Raw genomic sequence first — 17,533 nt, 5'->3', positions numbered from 1 at the left:
AAGGTTAGCCGCCGCGGGGGGTGATCTTGGGAAGGGTCCGCCGACGATCCCCCCGACGGGCCGCCCGTTTCACCCGGCCAGGACGACGCCTCAGACCGGGTCCTCCTGGAAGTGGTACGCCGGAGCCTGCCGCGCCGCCTCCCCGTAAGCGGCCCGGAGATCGGGCAGCACCGCGTCGAGCAGCGTCTCGCTCCGGGCCGCCAGCAGCAGTCGTACGCCCACCGGATCCCCGTACAGCGGCCGGATGGCCATGTCGGTGCGGGAGCGGGAGGTCGGCTGGCACAGGGCCACCACCTCGCCCGTCGCGACGAGGGACGCCGCCGTGAGGTAGTCGCCGTGCAGGACGCGCGGTTGCAGCCCCGCGGAGCGCAACGCCCGCAGCAGGCCGTCCCATTCGCCGTCCACCGTGGGGTCGACCATCCAGCGGTCGCCCGCCAGGTCGGACAGTCTCACCACGCTGCGGCCCGCCGCCGGGTGGTCCGTCGACAGCGACACGAACTGCGGTTCACGTTCCACCAGCACCCGCCACACGAGGCCCGGCGGCATCCGCAGCGGGCTGCCCTCCACCTCGTGCACGAACGCCACGTCGAGCCCGCCCTCGGCGACCCGCCGCAGCAGCGCGTGCGCGGAGACGTCCACCCGCAGGGTCGGCTCCGTGCCCAGGAACTCGGCGTTGGCCCGAAGCCGCCGCAGCCACCCCGGCAGCGCCCGGCTCGCCGTGGAGCCGATCCGGAGCCGGCCGGGTCCTTCGGCCGTCGCCGCCGCGACCGCGCGGGCCTCGTCGACGAGCGTGCCGAGACCGTCGATCAGCGGACGGGCCCGGGTCAGCAGGATCCGGCCCAGCGGGGTCGCCCGGCACCCGGTGCGTTCCCGGGTGAACAGCGGGCCGCCGACGAACGCCTCGATACGGCGCAGCTGTGTGCTCAACGCGGGCTGCGTCAGGCCGAGTTGACGCGCGGCCTTGTGCAGGCTGCCGGTGTCCTCGATCGCGCACACGGCGCGCAGGTGCCGTATGTCGAGCTCCATGGGCGCTGAGCGTAGGGCGAGCGCGGGGGCCGCACCAGTGGTCCGTCACGTACTACCCCGCACCATCACGGCCATTTTTCACCGCTGTCACGAGCGGCCGCCCGCCGTCGGCGATAACACCGCGCTATCCCCAAGTGCCATCATCCCCAGCCGCCCCGCCCGCCCCCACACTCACTTGCATGACCATGACAGCACCCCCCACAGTCATCCGTCTCCTCGCGGCAGCCTTCGGCGCCGGACTCACCGTCACCGCGCTCGCGGCCGGTCCCGCCACCGCGCAACCGGCGCCCCAGGAGCGGGCGGAGACCGTCAGAGCGGGCTACACCGGCTCGACCGAGGACGCCGCCGCCAACAAGGCGTTCTTCGAGGCGGTCGTGAAGTCCGTCGCCGAGCAGCGCGCCGCGAACCCGCTCGCCGCGCAGGTCACCGTCACCTACAACGCGTCGCGTGCGCCGTCCTTCCGGACGCAGATAGCGAACAGCACGTCCATCTGGAACTCGTCGGTCACGAACGTCAAGCTCGCGTCGACGACCGGCACCGGCAACTTCTCGTACCGCGAGGGCAACGACTCGCGCGGTTCGTACGCGTCCACGGACGGGCACGGCCGGGGCTACGTCTTCCTCGACTACGCGCAGAACCAGCAGTACAACTCCACCCGCGTCACCGCCCACGAGACCGGTCACGTGCTCGGCCTGCCGGACCACTACTCGGGTCCGTGCAGCGAGCTGATGTCGGGCGGCGGCCCCGGCACGTCCTGCACCAACGCGTACCCGAACGCCACCGAGCGCTCCCGCGTCAACTCCCTGTGGGCCAACGGCTTCGCCAAGGCCCTGGAGAAGGCCGGGGCCCAGCTCCGGTAGGAGCAACAGGAGCAACCCGTCACCACGCCCGGCCGGGGCGGGTCTACGGACGGATCATCTCCGCCGTGGGCCCGCCCCGCACCCCGATCGCCCGCGCCGCCGCCACCTCCTGGCGTACGTGCTCCAGGACCCCGGCGCCGTCGGCGGCGGGGGCGCCGAACTCCACCCGTACCTCCTCCAGAACCACCGCGTCCCGCAACCCCTGCGACAGCTCCCGCAACTGCCGCACCACCTGGGTCACCTCCGCCGCCGTGGGCGGAGCGGCACCGTGCCGGACCCGGACCCGCGCCGCGGTCGTCGCGTCCACGATGCGTTCGACCGCGACGACCAGGGGCCACCACGCCGCCGCCCGCCTCCCCGTGGGCGGCGGCTCCGTGAGCGCCCGCTGGAACTCGGTGCGGATGACGGACAGGTCCCGGTACAGGCGGCGCCGCATCCGCGCCCGTACGGCCGGTTCCTCCGCGCTGCCGAACGCGCACTCCACGTACGACGCCGTGTCGGCCACCGCGTCGGCGAGCCGGTCGCCGATCCGCGTGTGCCAGCTCTCCGGCCACAGCAGATACCCCGCTACGAGGGCGATCGCGCACCCCGTCAGGCTGTCCAGGAGGCGGGGGCCGAGCAGCGCCGTGCCCTGGTGGTTGAGGAGGTCGGAGAGGAGCAGGATGACCGGGGTGATCGCCGCCGTCTGGAAGGCGTAGCCGCGGGGCGTGAGCGCGGGGATGAGCGGCGCGAGCAGCAGCATCACCGGCACGTCCCACCAGCCGAGCGGCACCTCCGCGAGCACGGCCGCCGCGACGACGAGCCCGGCCGCCGTGCCGACGGCGCGAAGGACCGCCCGCGAGAACACGGACCCGAAGTCGGGCTTCATGACGAACGTGATGGTCAGCGCCACCCAGTAGGAGCGCGGCACCGGCACGGTCGACACGAGGATCTGGGCGGTGCCGATGCACAGGGCGAGGCGCAGGCCGTAGCGCCAGGAGGCGCCGGAGAGGAGGACGTTGCGGGCGCCGCGGCGGGCCCGTACCCGTAGGGCGGCGGGGTGGCCGAGGCGGTCGTCGACGTTGGTGAAGTCGTTCTCCCCGGTGCGCGCCGCGACCTCCGCCGCGTGCCGCACCGCGTGGTCGAGGGCGCGCGCGGCGGGGCCGTCGGGCTCGGGCAGCGTGAGCGGGGCGGCCTCGGCGGGCCGTCCGGCGGCGATGGTGTCGGCGAGCGCGCGCACCGCGTCCGGCACCTGCGGCGGCAGCGGCACCCCGCACTGATGGACGGCGGGAGCCGCCTCGACCACCGGTGTCACCGCGTTCAGCTGCGCCACCAGCCGCACCTGCTCCGGGTTGCGGCCGTGGGTGCGGGCGCGCCGGGCGAGAACGAGGTCGTACGCCTGGTTGAGGGACTGGGTGACGGCGAACCGGGCCTCGGCGTAGCCGACCGGGTCCTGGCTCGCGGCCTCCAGGAGGTGGGCGACGCCCCGGTACGTCGACGCGACCGCCGCCCGTTCGGGCACACCGCCGCGCAGCGGCCAGGCGAGCAGCGCGAGGAGCAGGACGAGCGCGCCGCCGCTGGTCATGAGCAGCGGGGCGAGCCACCAGTCGCCGGGCATCGGCAGCCCCGCGCCCACCACGCAGTTGAGCAGGAGCAGCAGCCCGGCGACGGAGGCGACCGCGCCGATCGTCGAGATCATCCCGGAGACGAGCGCGACGGCCGTGACCGCCACGACCGCGAACCAGCCCTGCCCGTTCACCAGCGTGCCGACCGCCACGCCCACCGCGCCGGACAGCTGCGGGACGGCGATGTTCAGGATGCGCATGCGGTACGCGTCCGCCGTGTCGCCGATGACCCCGCTGAGGGCGCCCATGGAGGCGAGGGCGCCGTAGGCGGTGTGGCCGGTGGCCAGGCCGGCGGCGAGCGGCGCCGACATGGCGACCGATGCCCGTGCCACTGCGGGCCAGGGGACCGGGGCGCGCTGCGGCTTGAGCGTTCTGACCAGCCAGTCGGGGGGTGTCAGGCGGCGGCGGGGCGGCATGGGACCAGTATGCGATCTTCGCCGCTCCCCTCCGCGGGCCCGCAAGCTCGCGGGCCCGCGGACGCGTGGTCAGGCGGCCGTGCGCCGGTGGCCGTCGTGGTGCGCGAGCGCCCAGATGACGAAGACGCCGATGCCGATGGAGATGACGGACCAGACGGGCGCGTACGGCAGGAAGAGGAAGTACTCGATGACGTAGAGCGAGGCGAGGCCGATGCCCACGCCGCGTGCCCAGTCGGCGCCCTTGAGGATGCCCCAGCCGGTGAGGGCGACGAGGATGCCGAGGATCAGGTGGATCCAGCCCCACGCGGTGAGGTTGAAGGAGTAGACGTAGTCGCCGACGCGGGCGAACACGTCGTCCTTGGCGATGCCCGCGATGCCGTCGAGGATCCCGAGGACGCCGCTGACCAGCATCAGGACGCCGGCGAACACGGTGCCGCCGGTGGCCAGGCCACCGTCGTCCCCGCGCTTGTGCGAACCGGCCGTCGGGTCCGGGCCCGGGTCGGGTGCCGGGGGCGGCGGTGTGCTGGACGGCGGGGTGTCGGGCGGCGGTGTGCCGGGGGGAGTCGTCTGGCTCATGGGGAAGCCCTCCTCGTCTCGCGCCTCGTGTCACGGCTCGTATACGGGGAAGGCTCGTCCTGCTCCGGCGCCTCGGCATCCCCGGTGCGGCCGAACGGGTGAAACCTGGTCAGCCACGCCGCGACCGCGACCGCCGAGCCCACCCCCACGATCACCCAGGACACGGTCCGCATCGACGACGTCAGCGCGTCGTACACCGCGCCCGCCGTCGCCTTGTCGGTGTCGTTGTCGAGGTCGCCGAGGGTGAGGGAGCGGGCGATCGTCAGCGCGAGGAGCAGCGCGGCGGCGCCGAGGGCCATGCCGAGCGCCGTGGCGACGACGGCGCGGCGGCGGCGCAGCGCCAGGAGCAGGCCCGCGACGGTGAGGACGAGGGCGGCGAGCGGCAGCCACACCCCCGCGACCTGGAGCAGGTGGAACCCCTTGCGCAGCTTGGCGAACTCACCGGCGGACAGGACGGTGATCTCGGTGTGGGTGACCGGGATCTGCGCCGCGAAGGGCACGCCGTCGTCCTCCAGCTGCTGCTTCACCTGTTTCGTGACGGGCGCCAGGTCGAGGGTGACGGCGCCGGTGCCGCCCTCGTCGAGGGCGCGCTGCACCGCGTCGTGGGCGGCGCGGTTGGCGGTGTCCCACGCCTTCTTGAACGCGTCGGTGTCCGTGAACGAGACGACGGCGTCGTGCAGGTACTGCTCGACGGTGGACTGCAGCGGGCCGACGCTGATGTTCTTCATGATCCCGGTGGTCACCGCGGCCCCGACCGTGTTCCGTACGTCCTCGTCGCCGGCGAGCGGCGCCATCGCCGCCACGTACCGGTCACTGTCGCCGATCTCGTACCTGGCCCAGGTGGAGAGCGTGCCTAGGGGGACGAGGAGGCAGGCGAGGACGAGGAGCACGGGGGCGAGCGCGGCGCGGACGGTGCGGTTCACCCTCCAAGGCAAGGCCCCGCGCGCGTGGGCCGCGAGCGGGGGGCCCGCATTCGGGGTACGGCGGGCCGGGTCACTTGGTGACGAGGGTGCGTCCCCGGGTGGGGGCGGCCTTGTGCGCGTCGGTGTACTCGCTGGACGAGTAGAAGCGGTAGAGGGTTCCGAGGAGGACTCCGACGCCCACGGCCAGGCCGAGGAGCATGGACCAGACGACCGCCCCGTTCGCGAGGCTGTGCAGGAAGCCGATGGCGGCACCGGCGAAGACGCCCCAGACCAGGGCGCGCAGCAGGATGTGGCGGACGCCCTGGCGGGCGCTCCAGAGGTGGATGCCGAAGCAGAGCGCCGCGACGAGGACGCCGCTGATCAGGCCGAGCGCGATGTTGCCGCCGGTCACCTCGTGGCCGTAGCGCTCGATGTTCGCCGCCCAGAACCCGTAGAGGATGCCGGCGAGGACCGGCAGGGCCAGTGCGGTCATGGACGCCGACGGGGTCGCGGGGCGGCCGGCCTGTGTGGAACGGGCCGGTGCGGGTGCCGCGTGAGCCATGACGGGCTCCTTTCAGATGCCCCCTGTGCCGTTAGCCGTCACTCCATTGACGGCCGCCCGCGTACGTTCCGCAACGCGGCGGCTCCGCGACGACCGGTTCTCAGTGGGCCGGTACGGCCACGAACCGCGAGGTCACGTGCAGGTCGGCGGCGACAGCCGCGCCGGTCGCCCGCAGCGCCCGCGCCCAGTCCCCGGTGGCCCCGCGGCCCTGGTGGCCGGTGACGTCGAGCGCGGAGACGACGCGCCCGTCCCGGTCCCGCACGGGGACGGCCACGGACCGCAGCCCGTCCTCCGGTCCGTCCACCACGGCCGTCTCCGTCCCCTCGGAGAGCACGTGCCCGGCCGCCGTCACCGCGGCGGGCAGCCGCGAGCCGACGCCGATGTCGACGGCCATGACCCGGCGCGGAGCGACCCGGGCCGTGCACCGCACCCAGTCGCCGTCCGGCACGGAGTCCCGTACGGAGAGGCCGACGGACTCCCCGAGCCGCTCCGAGAGCGCCGCGAGGTGCGGGGCGGCAATGCGAGGCAGCGTCGTACGGGACAGCGGGGCGCAGCCGAGGGCCAGCACGCGCGGCGTGAGCCGGTACGTACGGTTCGCCTCCGGCGCGGCGTAGCCCAGGTGCTGGTACGTGAGCAGGGCGCGCCGCGCCGTCGCCCGGGCGAGCCCGGTCCGCTCGGCGATCCGGCTCAGGGTCAGGGCGGGGTGCGCGGCGTCGAAGGCGGTCAGCAGACTGAGCCCGCGGGCGAGCGAGGCGACGGGGCCGATGACAGGCCCTCCGGCGATCGAGGAGCGGGGGCCGGGGCGGAGCCCCTGGGGGTGCGGCGAAGTGGCCAGTGCCTCTTCCATCTCCGCGACGCACGCGTCCAGCTCCTCGCGGACAGCCCGGCTCAACGAAGCCACCCCGTGCCGACTCGTATGGCTCACCACGCTCACCGCGCAGACCACGTCCCCGGCAGGGCCCCGTACGGGTACGGCCACCGCGATGAGCCCCGGCTCCACCAACTGGTCGTCGACCGCCAGCGGCACCCCGTCCCGGAAGACGAGCCCCGGCGCCGACCCGGCGAGGGGCAGCGCGTCACCGACCCGGAAGCTGATGGACAGCGCGCGCCGCCTCAGCACCTGGTGCACGAAGCGGATGTCCGGGCCGTCGGGGACCGCGAGGGAGACGGACTCGTCGAGGGTGTCGGCGAGGCGGTCGGCGAGCGGACCGAGGAGTTCCGGCACCCGCAGCGCGTCGAGGCAGGCGTTGGCGACGGCCATGAGGGGCGGGGCGAGGGAGGCGTCCCGCCCGTCGAGACGCACGTACCCGAGGTGGGCCAGGGTCGCGCAGACCCGGTCGACGGTGGAGCGGGCGAGCCCGGTGGCGCGGGCGAGTTCGGCGAGGGCGAGCGTGGCGTCCGCGTCCGTGAGACGCCGCAGCACGTCGAGGCCCCGGATCAGCGGGGTGACGGCCTCGGCGGGCGGCGCCTGGGGCACGGACGGGGGCGAGAGCGGGGACGGCGGCGGAAGCACGTGGGCAACCGTAAGCGAACAGGGGCGATCGGGCCCGGGTCAGCCGCGCAGGAGCTGCACGATCCGGTCGAGGGTGGCCGGGGCGAGGTGGCGGCGCAGGGAGTCCACGACGTCCTGCGGCGTCCCCCGGCTGTCGATGGTGATTACGCCGTAATCGCGGCCCCGCCGCTCGGCGCGGGCGGCGGGCACGGAGGCGGTGGGCAGCTCCCCGTACTCTCCCGGCAGCCGCTGCTCCTCGCGGGGGAGGCGGGCGATGCGCCGGGCGTCCTCGACGGAGACCCGCCCGTCGGCGAGCGCCTCCTGGAGATCCTCGCGGAGCTTCATCAGGGACAGGCGCTGGGAGACGAAGCCCTGGGTCTTGCCGATGCGGGCGGCGACCTGGCGCTGCGAGTAGCCGTAGGCGGTGATCAGGCCCTGGATGGCCTGGGCCTGCTCCAGCTCGGTGAGGTCGTCGCGCTGGACGTTCTCGATCAGCGCGTCCTCGTCGGAGCGGCTGGCGTCGGCCCGGACGAGGACGGGCACCTCGTCGAGCCCCGCCATCTTGGCGGCGGCCAGGCGCCGGTGGCCGTGCAGCACGACGTACGGGGCCGCGCCGACCGCCTTCTCGTGGTGCGGGTACGCGGCGACGAACACGGCGGCGGGGACGACGCCGAGCGCCTGGAGCACGCCGCGCTCGCGCACGGTCTCGGCGAGCCCGTCGAGGTCGCGCAGTTCGTGGCGCGGGTTGTCGGGGTTCTCGGCGAGGTCGGAGACGGGGACGGTGAGCGGGCGCGTGCCGGGGGCCTGCGGCGCGGGGTTCTCGGGGGCCGTCGCGCCGAGGAGCGAGGAGAGATCGGTACGGCGCCCCATCAGGCCTGCACCTCCTTCTTCGCGCGGGTACGGGTACGCGTACGGGTCCGCGTGCCGCGCGCGGGCTTCGGGATCGCGGCGAGGCCCACTTCGAGCGCCAGCCGGAAGAAGTCCTCGCGGGCCTGGAGGGCGACGCGGTTGGCGCCGTACTGAGTGACGACCAGGCCGTCCGCGCTGGCCCGCGTGTGCAGCTTGTAGTGGCGCACGACGGTACGGGCGAGCGGCCAGCCCTGCGCCTCGACGAAGGCGCGGGTCTGCTCCAGGTCGGCCTTGCCGTCGCGCGGGTCCCAGTTGTTGATGACGACGCGGAAGGGGAGCCCGCGCGGTTTGACGACCCGTTCGACCGTGCGCTGCGTCGGCTGGAACCCGAGCGGCTCGGGCTCGATGGGCACGATCACGTCGGTGGCGGTGGAGAGGACGGCCCGGAGCGCGTCGGCGGCGGCCCCCTTGCCGAGGGGGTCGGCGCCGTCGTTCTCGGCGAGGTCGAGCCAGCCCGGGGTGTCGACGAAGATGTGCTGGGCCGACGGGATCCGCGACAGCGCGGCGAGCCCGGGCAGGTCGTTGTGCGCCTGCACGAAGTCGAACGGCAGGCCGTCGCCGACCCGCTCGGACCACCACACGGCCGAGCCCTGCGGGTCGATGGAGACGGCGACGACCGGCGGGTGCTCACCTTCCCGGGGTTCGCCCGCGCCGAGCACGTCGGCGGTGACGGCGGCCAGGTTCACGGCGAGGGTGGATTTCCCCACCCCGCCTTTCTGATTGAGGATCACGTGCACATGTGCCACGAGAACTCCCTAATGGGTGTGTTTGGCGCGTTTTGGACGCCTGCTCGTGGTCACTGTGACAGCGCGGCGGGGCCGGGGCGGGGTGTACACGCCGCAGGCGCCAGGACGGCCGCCGCGCGGGGGACTTCGTAGCCCAGGGACGCAACAGCACAGGCGTGCCGAGCAGAAGGACACCCGCCGCGCCCAGCGCCTCCCGCGTACCGATGGCCGCCGCGAGCCCACCCCACGCCAAGGTCAGCGCAGCGGTAGCCGCACTGCCGGTGACGGACCAGGCTGTCAGGGTGCGGGCCACCCGGTCCGCGTCGGTCCGCCGGAGGCGTTCGCGTGCCATGACCGGGTTGAAGACGGAGCAGCAGGTGATGAGCCCGAGCTCGACGGTCATCACCACGAGCAGGCCGCCGATCCCTGGCCCGGTGAACGCCAGGCCCACGGGCCAGCACGCCCGCGCGGCCCCGCTGACCCACAGCACCCGGCGCGTCCCGTACCTGCGCACGAGGCGGGGCGAGAGGCGGGAGCCGAGGAGGCCGCCGAGGCAGGGCACGCTGAAGGCGAGGCCGTACTGCCATACGGGGAAGCCGAGTTCGCGGAGCATGAGCACGGCCGTCAACGGGGAGCCGACCATGATCAGGGCGTTGTTGAGAGCCGAGTTCAGGAACAGCGCGCGCAGATCCGGACGGCGCCACACGTACCGCCAGCCCTCCCCCACATCGGCCCAGCGGTACCGGGCCGCGCCGCCCCCGGAGGGCACCGGCTCGGGGGTGCGGATCGCGCGGACGGCCGCCGCCGACAGGACGTAGCTGAGCGCGTCCCCGACGACCGTCGTCAGCGGGCCGAGCACCCCGATCGCCGCGCCGCCCAGCGGCGGGCCCAGGGCTGTCGCCGTCCACGCCGTCGTCTCGAACCGGGCACTGGCGACGAGCAGCCCCTCCGCCGGTACGAGGGCCTTCAGGTGGGCCCCGCTCGCGGCCTTGAAGACGATGTCGGCGGTGGCCACGACGACCGACACGAGCACGAGCTGGGTGAAGCCCAGGACGCCGAGGACGTACGCGGCCGGCAAGGTGAGGAGCGCCGCGCACCGCACGAGATCCGCCCCGATCATCGCGGGACGCTTGCGGCGGAACTCCACCCACGGGCCGAGCGGCACCGCGATCAGCGCCCCGGCCGCGAGCCCGACCGCCGCCAGGAACGACACCTGCGCCGTGCCGCTGTCCAGGACGAGGACCGCGATCAGCGAGAAGGCGTCGAGCGCCAGCCAGCTGCCCGCCGTGCTCACGGCGAACGCCGCCCACAACCATCCGAAATCCCGGCCGAGCCGTACCCGCGTCTCCGTCATGACCTGCGATGTAAGCGGTGCGGGCCGCCCCGATCAAACAACCGGGAGACCGGCCTCGTACAACTCATGGTTGTATGGCGAGGTGGATGTGGAAGCCGTACGCACCTTTGTCACCGTCGCCGACGAGGGCCAGTTCCAGGTGGCCGCGCAGGAGCTCGGCGTCAGCCAGCAGGCCGTCTCCAAGCGGGTCGCCGCTCTGGAGCGGGAGCTGGGTGTGCGGCTGTTCACGCGGGTGCCGCGCGGCGCCCGGCTCACCCTGGACGGGCAGGCGTTCCTGCCGCACGCGAGGGCCGTACTGCGGGCGGCGGACAAGGCCACCGCTGCCGTACGGCCGGGGCGGCGCCCGCTGCGGGTCGACGTGATGGGTACCCGCGCCATGACGGCAGGGCTGGTCCAGGACTTCCACCGCGCCCACCCCGACGTGCCGCTCGACGTGGTGGCGCTCGGCGCCGACGGCAGGACCGTGCTCGCCGCGGTGCGGGACGGCAGCGTCGACTCCGGGTTCTGGGCCCGCCGCGTCCCCGAGGACCAGTTGCCGCCCGGGGTGCGCAGCACGCGCGTGGCGGACGAACCGCTCCTGCTCGTCACGGGGCCCGGCCACCCCCTCGCGGACGCGGACAGCACCACGCTGCACGCCCTCGCCGGTCACCGCATCTGGATGCCGAGCCTGACACCGGGCACCGAATGGGCGGCGTACTACCGGGAGTTGGCGGCGGAGTACGGGCTCACCATCGACGCGGCAGGGCCGAACTTCGGCACGGACCACCTGCTCCAGGCCGTCGCGGAGTCGACGACGGTCGCCACGTTCATGGGCCCGCGCACCCCGCTCGCCTACCCGGCCGGTCTCGACCTGCGCACCATCCCCGTACGCCACCCGGAACCGGTCTATCCCCACTCGCTCCTCTGGCGCGAGGACAACCCGCACCCGGGCCTGGCCGCGCTGCGCGCGCACCTGACGGCCGGCTACGCCCCGGACGCGAAGGAGCACTGGCTGCCGGGCTGGGCCCGGACCGGCCCGTGACATCCGTACGGTCAGGGTCGGGATGCCTCGCTCCGGGGACGGCTGTGCGGGGCGGTGCCGGGGCCACCTGGTCTGCGGGTGGCTGTGCGGGGCGGCGTTGGGGGCACCTGCCCTATTCCACAGGTGGCTGTGCGGCTCGGCGTCCGCGCACCCGCCGCATCCGGAACAGCGCCGCGAGCACGATCAGCACGACCCCCGCCGCCACCACGGCGATCGAGCCCGTCGACACCGAGGTGACGTCCACCTCGAACGTCATCGGCCTGCCCCACGGCTTGCCGTCGCTACGGGTGTAGAGCCGGGCGGTGACGCGCGCCTTGCCGTTGGCCTTGGCGGTGACGTCGACGTGGGCGGTGTGGTTCGCGGAGCCCGCCGCCTCCACGGCGAGCTTCGGGTCGTTGACCAGCAGCCGCTCCGGGTCGCTGGAGGTGACCCGCAGTTCGAGCCCGGAGACCGGCTGCTGGAGCCCGTTGTCGACGGTCACCGGGACCGTCGAGTCACCGGAGGTCAGCGTCAGCGTCGTCTTCGGCACGAGCCGCAACGACTCCACGGACGTGTCCAGGAAGTCGGACGTACGCTCCTGGAACGTCTCCTGCGCCGCGTCGTTCCGCAGCCGCCAGGCCGTGGACAGGGCGCGCGCCATGGCCGCGTGCACGGAGGCGGTGGTGGTCTTCGGATCGGCGAGCACCTTGCTCAGGGTGGCGAGCCCGTCCAGGTCGGCGGCGACGGCGGAGAGCTGGGCGCCGGTCAGCTCGCCGCCCGCCAGCCCGGACGGATACTTCGCGGGCGCCGCGACCGTGCCGCGTACGGGGTCGTTGTCGGCGCTGCGGATGCCCTCCAGGTCCAGCCAGCCCTTGTCCGTACCGGTGTCGAGCGCGGCGCCGAGCGCGTCCGCGGCGGTGCCGGAGAAGTCGCGGGGCGGTACGAGGACGGGGCGGGTGTTGCTCTTGAGGAGCGCGGTGATGCGGGTGAGCGTCGCGGGGTCGGGGGAGCCGGTCGGACCGGTGGTGGGGCCGGCGCTGGGCGTGGGGCCGGTGCTCGGTGACTTGGTCGTGGAGGCCTGGGGGGCCGGGGAGACCGACGGGGACGGGGAGGCGGTGGGATCCGGGTCCTTGATGCGGGCGAGGGCGGTGGTGAGGGTGGCGTTGTAGGGGAGGGCGGTGATCTGCGTGACCTTGGCGCCGGAGCCGGAGCCGGAGCCGGAGTCCAAGTCGGAGGCTGAGTCGGAGCCGTCGTTCTCATCGGTCCGCATGCCGGGGCTGCCACCGGTGCTGATCGCGGCCTTGGGAACGTTGAGAGTGACCGGGTCCGCGCCCGCCGGGGTCAGCCCCTCGCCCGAGGCGAGCACGCGGGTCATGCCGAGCTCCGGACCCAGCCGCGTGATCTCGGTGTCGAGCGCGCCGTCGGCGGGCCAGCCGAGGCCGGTCCGCGTCCCGGCGCCGAGGATGTCGTCGACCTCGTCCTTCGTGGCGTCCGCGAGACCGGCGACGACCTCCGTCAGATCGGCGGTGTCGGTGCCCGGATGGTGGGCGAGCGAGGCCAGGTCCGGGTCGGCGAACGGCAGCAGCCACACGTCACGCCCCTCGACCGCGTCCCGGAGCGCGGCCAGCCACGACCGGGCCGCGCTCTGCCCCGTACCGCGTGTGCTGTCCTGCGGGTTGCTGGAGTCGGCGCTGCCCGCGATCCGGTACCCGTTCGCCATCTCCTGCGCGGCGATCACCAGCTCCGGGTCGAGCACCCAGCTGACCTCGCGCCCTTTCCCCGCCTCGACGACCTCCCGCAGCCGCCCGCCCGTGGTGAACAGCCCCGCCAGCGCGTCGTCATCGAAAACGGCCTGCGCCCCCGCCCCGGACCCGAGGGCGGCGGCCGTCATGTGCGGGGTCGCCATGACCGGCCAGACGACGGCGGCGCGCACGGTGTCGGCTGCGTCGGCGGTGGCGTCCCCGGGGCCCTCGTCGGCGGGGGGCAGTGGGGCGGCGGCGCGCGGGGCGGCGGCGCGGTCGGCGCGGTCCGTGGCGTCGCCGCTCGTGCGCGGGGTCCGCAGGCCGTCCGCGCAGGAGGTGTCCGCGCCGGCTGCGCGCAGACCGCCCGTGTCACCGGCCAGGACGGGGGAGCCGCCGCCCTCGTGCACGCCGCCGGTCACGGCCGTCCGCACCGAGCCGGCGCCGGTCGTGTGCACGGTGGGAGCCGTCCCGGCCGCCTGCGCGGCGCCCACGGCGCCGGTTCCGGTCGCGCACGACGTGCGGGCGGAGGCCGCCGCGCGCCCCGGGGCGTTCTCGGCGGCCACCCGCACCGCGTCGCCGTCGGACGAGCCCCGCGGCCCCGCGCCCGTCACCGCGCCCGTCACCGAGCCCGTCACCGAGCCCGTCCCCGTTCCCGGGAGGGCGGATGCCCCGAGCACCACGGCGGACACGACCCAGGCCCGCGCCGCCCCGTACTTCGTCATGCGCCCCGTACCTCCGCTACCCGCTCGCTGTCACCGGTCCGGTTCCCGAGGTAACACCGTGCGGGGGGCCGCTCCGGGGACCGAACGGCCGGGCGGCGCGTCGGGCGCGGTGCCCCAGGGGCGTCGGCGGGGTCGCTGATGTCGCCCGATAGAGTGCGGCTCCCTTGACCACACGTAAACCCACCGATCGCGACGCAACCCGTACGAGGTACCAGGCAGTGACTCCTCCGCCCTCCGCGACGCCCGCCCCGCCCGTGGTGACCGTCGTCGGGATCGGCGCCGACGGCTGGCCCGGACTGCCGGAGAGCTCGCGTTCCGCGCTGCGCGCCGCCGAGGTCGTCATCGGGGGCCCGCGCCAGCTCGCCCTGCTGCCGGACACCGAGTGCCTCGCGGAACGGGTGCCGTGGCCCACCCCGCTGCGCCCTGCCGTCCCCGGGCTCCTCGCCCGGTACGCGGGGCGCCGCCTCACCGTCCTGGCCAGCGGCGACCCCATGTTCTACGGGATCGGGCGCACCCTGACCGAGATCGCGGGCCCGGCCGCCGTACGGGTCCTGCCGCAGCCGTCCTCCGTCTCCCACGCGTGCGCGCGGCTCGGCTGGCCCGTCGAGGAGACCGAGGTCGTCACCCTGGTGGGCCGCCCGGCGGACCGGCTCGCCGCCGCGCTGCACGACGGGCGCCGGGTCCTCGTCCTGTCGGCGGGGGCGGACACCCCGGCCGAGGTGGCGGCCCTGCTCACCGAGCGCGGCTTCGGACCCAGCCGGATGACGGTGCTCGAACAGCTGGGCGCGGAGAGCGGTGAGGCGAGGTACGAGGGCGTCGCCGCGGAGTGGGACCGGGCGCCCGGCGATCCGCTGAACGTCGTCGCCGTCGCCTGCCGCCGAGCCCCCGACGCCCTCCGGCTCGGCGCCGTGCCCGGCCTGCCGGACGCCGCGTACGAGAACGACGGCCAGCTCACCAAGCGCCATGTCCGCGCCGCGACCCTCGCCGCGCTCGCCCCCGCCCCCGGCGAACTCCTCTGGGACGTGGGCGGCGGGTCCGGTTCGATCGGCGTGGAGTGGCTGCGTACGCACCCCTCTTGCCGCGCGTACGCCGTCGAGCGCGACCCGGCACGGGCTGAGCGGATCGGGCGCAACGCCGCCCGGCTCGGGGTGCCGCGGCTGACCGTGGTCACGGGCCCTGCCCCGGACGCGCTCGCTCAACTCCCCGCGCCCGACGCGGTGTTCATCGGCGGCGGGCTCACGGCCCCCGGCCTTCTCGAACGCTGCTGGGCGGCGCTGCCGGTCGGCGGGCGGCTCGTCGCCAACACCGTCACCCTGGAATCCGAGGCGCTCCTCGCCGCCTGGTACCGGCGCCACGGCGGCGAACTCGTCAGACTGGCGGTCGCGCACGCCGTGCCGGTCGGCGGGTTCACGGGCTGGCGGCAGGCGATGCCGGTCACGCAGTGGTCGGCGACGAAGACCAGCGAATCTCTCGGAGCGGGACAGGTGGAACAGGCATGACCGTGTACTTCATCGGGGCGGGCCCCGGCGCCGCCGACCTGATCACGGTGCGCGGCGCGCGCACCCTCGCCGCCTGCCGGGTGTGCCTCTACGCGGGTTCGCTGGTCCCGAGGGAACTCCTCGCCGAGTGCCCGCCGGACGCGCGGCTCGTCGACACGGCCGGCCTCGACCTCGACGCCATCGAGCGGGAGTTCGTCGCCGCGCACGAGGCCGGGCAGGACGTGGCCCGCCTGCACTCCGGCGACCCGTCGGTCTTCAGCGCCGTCGCGGAACAGATGCGCCGCCTCGACGCGCACGGCATCCCGTACGAGGTCGTCCCCGGCGTGCCCGCGTTCGCGGCGGCCGCCGCCGCGCTGAAGCGGGAGCTGACGGTGCCCACCGTCGGCCAGACCGTCATCCTCACCCGTATCGCGCAGCAGGCCACGCCGATGCCCGCGGGCGAGGACCTGGCGACCCTGGGCGCGAGCGGCGCCCTCCTCGTCCTGCACCTCGGGGCGCGTTACGTCGACCGGATCGTCGCCGAGCTGCTTCCGCACTACGGGGCCGAGTGCCCGGCGGCGGTCGTGGTGTACGCGAGCCGCGCGGACGAGCTCGTGCTCCGGGGCACCCTCGGGGACATCGCGGGGCAGGTGAAGTCGGCCGGTGTGCTGCGCACGGCGGTGATCCTGGTGGGCCGCACGCTTGGTGCCTCGCAGTTCCGGGACAGCCATCTGTACTCGGCGGAGCGGGATCGCCACGTGTGCTGATCTCCGCGGGCCGGTGGGGGCTGGTCGCGCAGTTCCCCGCGCCCCTGGGGGCGTCTGCCCCCTTCGCGTCGTTCTCGGGCGCGGCTCTCGTCGTGGTTGCTCGCGCAGTTCCCCGCGCCCCTGAGATGCGCACTTCGTGCACCATCTCCCGATGGAGGCGCGGCGGAGCCGCATGCCTCCAGGGGCGCGGGGAACTGCGCGACCAGCCACGACGCAGCGGTGAGTCGGCCACTGGGCGAGGGGCCACGGCGGGGCGTTCAGCCCCGGCCCACCACGTTCCCGGCGCGGTCGATGCAGATGACGTCCACCTCGACCGGCGCGCCCCGCAACACGAGCAGCGCCTGCGCACGGGCTTCCGCCGCGACAAGGTCCCCGAGCGGCACCCCCGCCCCGGCACAGAGTTCCAGCGCCGCCAGCCCGGTATTGGCCCCAGCGACCCGCGCGGAAAGCCCGGGCCCCGCCCCGCCCCGCACCGCCAGCTCCGCCAGAAACCCCTTGTCGACCTGGGACCGCCCCGAGTGCAGGTCGAGATGGCCCGCCGCCAGCTTGGAGAGCTTCGCGAACCCGCCGCAGATGGTGAGCCGGTCGACGGGATGCCGGCGCACGTACTTCAGCACGGCCCCGGCGAAGTCCCCCATGTCGAGCAGCGCGTCCTCCGGCAGCCCGTGCTCCCGTACGACCGTCTTCTCGGACGTGGACCCGGTGCACCCGGCGACATGTTTGCGCCCCGCCGCCCGCGCCACATCGACCCCCCGCCGGATGGAGTCGATCCACGCCGAGCAGGAGTAGGGCACGACGACCCCGGTGGTGCCGAGGACGGAGAGGCCGCCGAGGATGCCGAGGCGGGGGTTCCAGGTGGAGCGGGCGATCTCCTCGCCGTGGTCGATGGAGACGGTGACTTCCACGTCCCCACCGCCACCGAACGCGGCGGCGACCCGCGCCACATGCTCCCGGATCATCTGCCGCGGCACCGGATTGATCGCGGGTTCACCGACGTCGAGCGGCAGCCCGGGACGGGTGACGGTACCCACCCCGGGACCGGCCCGGAAGACGACCCCCGACCCGGCGGGCAGCACCCGCACCGTGGCCCGGACGAGCGCACCGTGCGTCACGTCGGGATCGTCACCGGCGTCCTTCACGACCCCGGCGGTCGCGGACCGGGGCCCGCCCGCCCCCGCGTCGAGCGCCTCGACCGCCAGCGCGAACGCCGGCGTCTGCCCCTTGGGCAACGTGATCGTCACCGGGTCCGGAAACTCCCCGCTCAGCAGCGCGGTGTACGCGGCGGTCGTCGCCGCCGTCGCACAGGCCCCGGTCGTCCAGCCGGACCGCAGACCGGTGTGCTTGAGTTGGGCGCCGCGCCCGCCCTTCGCCTCGGGCATGTCACCCATGGAGCCCCTC

General features: G+C 74.7%; 15 protein-coding genes. 4 read left to right on the top strand and 11 right to left on the bottom strand.

Features of this window, described 5'->3' with window-relative positions; genetic code table 11:
* Window positions 1-90: 90 nt before the first annotated feature.
* Window positions 91-1,026 (bottom strand): LysR family transcriptional regulator, encoded by a 936-nt coding sequence (locus ACH4RC_RS17285; protein ID WP_398201167.1) that lies wholly within the window; start codon window positions 1,024-1,026, stop codon window positions 91-93.
* Between the two features lie 185 nt (window positions 1,027-1,211).
* Here ACH4RC_RS17285 and snpA point away from each other — a divergent pair, with 185 nt between their 5' ends.
* Window positions 1,212-1,886 (top strand): snapalysin, encoded by a 675-nt coding sequence (snpA, locus tag ACH4RC_RS17280; protein WP_398201594.1) that lies wholly within the window; start codon window positions 1,212-1,214, stop codon window positions 1,884-1,886.
* Between the two features lie 43 nt (window positions 1,887-1,929).
* Here snpA and ACH4RC_RS17275 read toward each other — a convergent pair whose 3' ends face one another.
* The 8 genes from ACH4RC_RS17275 to ACH4RC_RS17240 form a co-directional block, all read right to left on the bottom strand.
* Complete coding sequence (locus ACH4RC_RS17275; RefSeq protein WP_398201164.1) at window positions 1,930-3,906, bottom strand: FUSC family protein; 1,977 nt, start codon at window positions 3,904-3,906, stop codon at window positions 1,930-1,932.
* A gap of 69 nt (window positions 3,907-3,975) precedes the next feature.
* Window positions 3,976-4,482 carry a hypothetical protein gene (locus ACH4RC_RS17270; protein ID WP_398201162.1) on the bottom strand — a complete coding sequence of 169 codons (507 nt, stop codon included), beginning with the start codon at window positions 4,480-4,482 and terminating at the stop codon, window positions 3,976-3,978.
* Window positions 4,479-5,405 (bottom strand): hypothetical protein, encoded by a 927-nt coding sequence (locus tag ACH4RC_RS17265; protein WP_398201159.1) that lies wholly within the window; start codon window positions 5,403-5,405, stop codon window positions 4,479-4,481. Before ACH4RC_RS17265 ends, ACH4RC_RS17270 begins: the two co-directional genes overlap by 4 nt.
* Before the next feature lie 70 nt (window positions 5,406-5,475).
* Window positions 5,476-5,946 carry a hypothetical protein gene (locus tag ACH4RC_RS17260; RefSeq protein WP_398201156.1) on the bottom strand — a complete coding sequence of 157 codons (471 nt, stop codon included), beginning with the start codon at window positions 5,944-5,946 and terminating at the stop codon, window positions 5,476-5,478.
* Between the two features lie 100 nt (window positions 5,947-6,046).
* Window positions 6,047-7,459 (bottom strand): helix-turn-helix domain-containing protein, encoded by a 1,413-nt coding sequence (locus ACH4RC_RS17255; protein WP_398201153.1) that lies wholly within the window; start codon window positions 7,457-7,459, stop codon window positions 6,047-6,049.
* A gap of 39 nt (window positions 7,460-7,498) precedes the next feature.
* The gene (locus ACH4RC_RS17250) at window positions 7,499-8,308 is read right to left on the bottom strand and encodes a ParB/RepB/Spo0J family partition protein (protein ID WP_398201151.1); all 810 of its coding nucleotides are present in this window, start codon (window positions 8,306-8,308) and stop codon (window positions 7,499-7,501) included.
* The gene (locus ACH4RC_RS17245; protein ID WP_398201148.1) at window positions 8,308-9,054 is read right to left on the bottom strand and encodes a ParA family protein; all 747 of its coding nucleotides are present in this window, start codon (window positions 9,052-9,054) and stop codon (window positions 8,308-8,310) included. Before ACH4RC_RS17245 ends, ACH4RC_RS17250 begins: the two co-directional genes overlap by 1 nt.
* On the bottom strand, window positions 8,975-10,426 hold the full coding sequence (locus tag ACH4RC_RS17240) for an MFS transporter (protein WP_398201145.1): 1,452 nt from the start codon (window positions 10,424-10,426) through the stop codon (window positions 8,975-8,977). The genes ACH4RC_RS17245 and ACH4RC_RS17240 overlap by 80 nt, the downstream gene beginning before the upstream one ends.
* Before the next feature lie 82 nt (window positions 10,427-10,508).
* On the opposite strand from ACH4RC_RS17240, the gene ACH4RC_RS17235 reads away from it, so the two are divergent.
* Window positions 10,509-11,447 (top strand): LysR family transcriptional regulator, encoded by a 939-nt coding sequence (locus ACH4RC_RS17235; protein WP_398201142.1) that lies wholly within the window; start codon window positions 10,509-10,511, stop codon window positions 11,445-11,447.
* A gap of 112 nt (window positions 11,448-11,559) precedes the next feature.
* On the opposite strand, the gene ACH4RC_RS17230 is transcribed toward ACH4RC_RS17235, so the two are convergent.
* A complete protein-coding gene (locus tag ACH4RC_RS17230) occupies window positions 11,560-13,890 on the bottom strand; it encodes a DUF6049 family protein (protein ID WP_398201139.1) in 2,331 nt (776 codons plus the stop codon).
* Between the two features lie 218 nt (window positions 13,891-14,108).
* Here ACH4RC_RS17230 and cbiE point away from each other — a divergent pair, with 218 nt between their 5' ends.
* Together cbiE and cobM are read left to right on the top strand one after the other, a co-directional pair.
* Window positions 14,109-15,389 (top strand): precorrin-6y C5,15-methyltransferase (decarboxylating) subunit CbiE, encoded by a 1,281-nt coding sequence (cbiE, locus tag ACH4RC_RS17225; protein WP_398201136.1) that lies wholly within the window; start codon window positions 14,109-14,111, stop codon window positions 15,387-15,389.
* A complete protein-coding gene (gene cobM / locus ACH4RC_RS17220) occupies window positions 15,386-16,135 on the top strand; it encodes a precorrin-4 C(11)-methyltransferase (protein ID WP_398201133.1) in 750 nt (249 codons plus the stop codon). The genes cbiE and cobM overlap by 4 nt, the downstream gene beginning before the upstream one ends.
* 257 nt (window positions 16,136-16,392) lie before the next feature.
* Here the strand turns inward: cobM and ACH4RC_RS17215 are convergent, their stop codons facing one another.
* Window positions 16,393-17,523 (bottom strand): cobalt-precorrin-5B (C(1))-methyltransferase, encoded by a 1,131-nt coding sequence (locus tag ACH4RC_RS17215; protein WP_398201130.1) that lies wholly within the window; start codon window positions 17,521-17,523, stop codon window positions 16,393-16,395.
* Window positions 17,524-17,533: the final 10 nt, after the last annotated feature.

Source organism: Streptomyces sp. NPDC016845 (assembly GCF_044332585.1).
GTDB lineage: Bacteria > Actinomycetota > Actinomycetes > Streptomycetales > Streptomycetaceae > Streptomyces.
The sequence above is the reverse complement of the archived record's forward strand: the minus strand, read 5'-3'. Positions and strand labels throughout refer to the sequence as shown.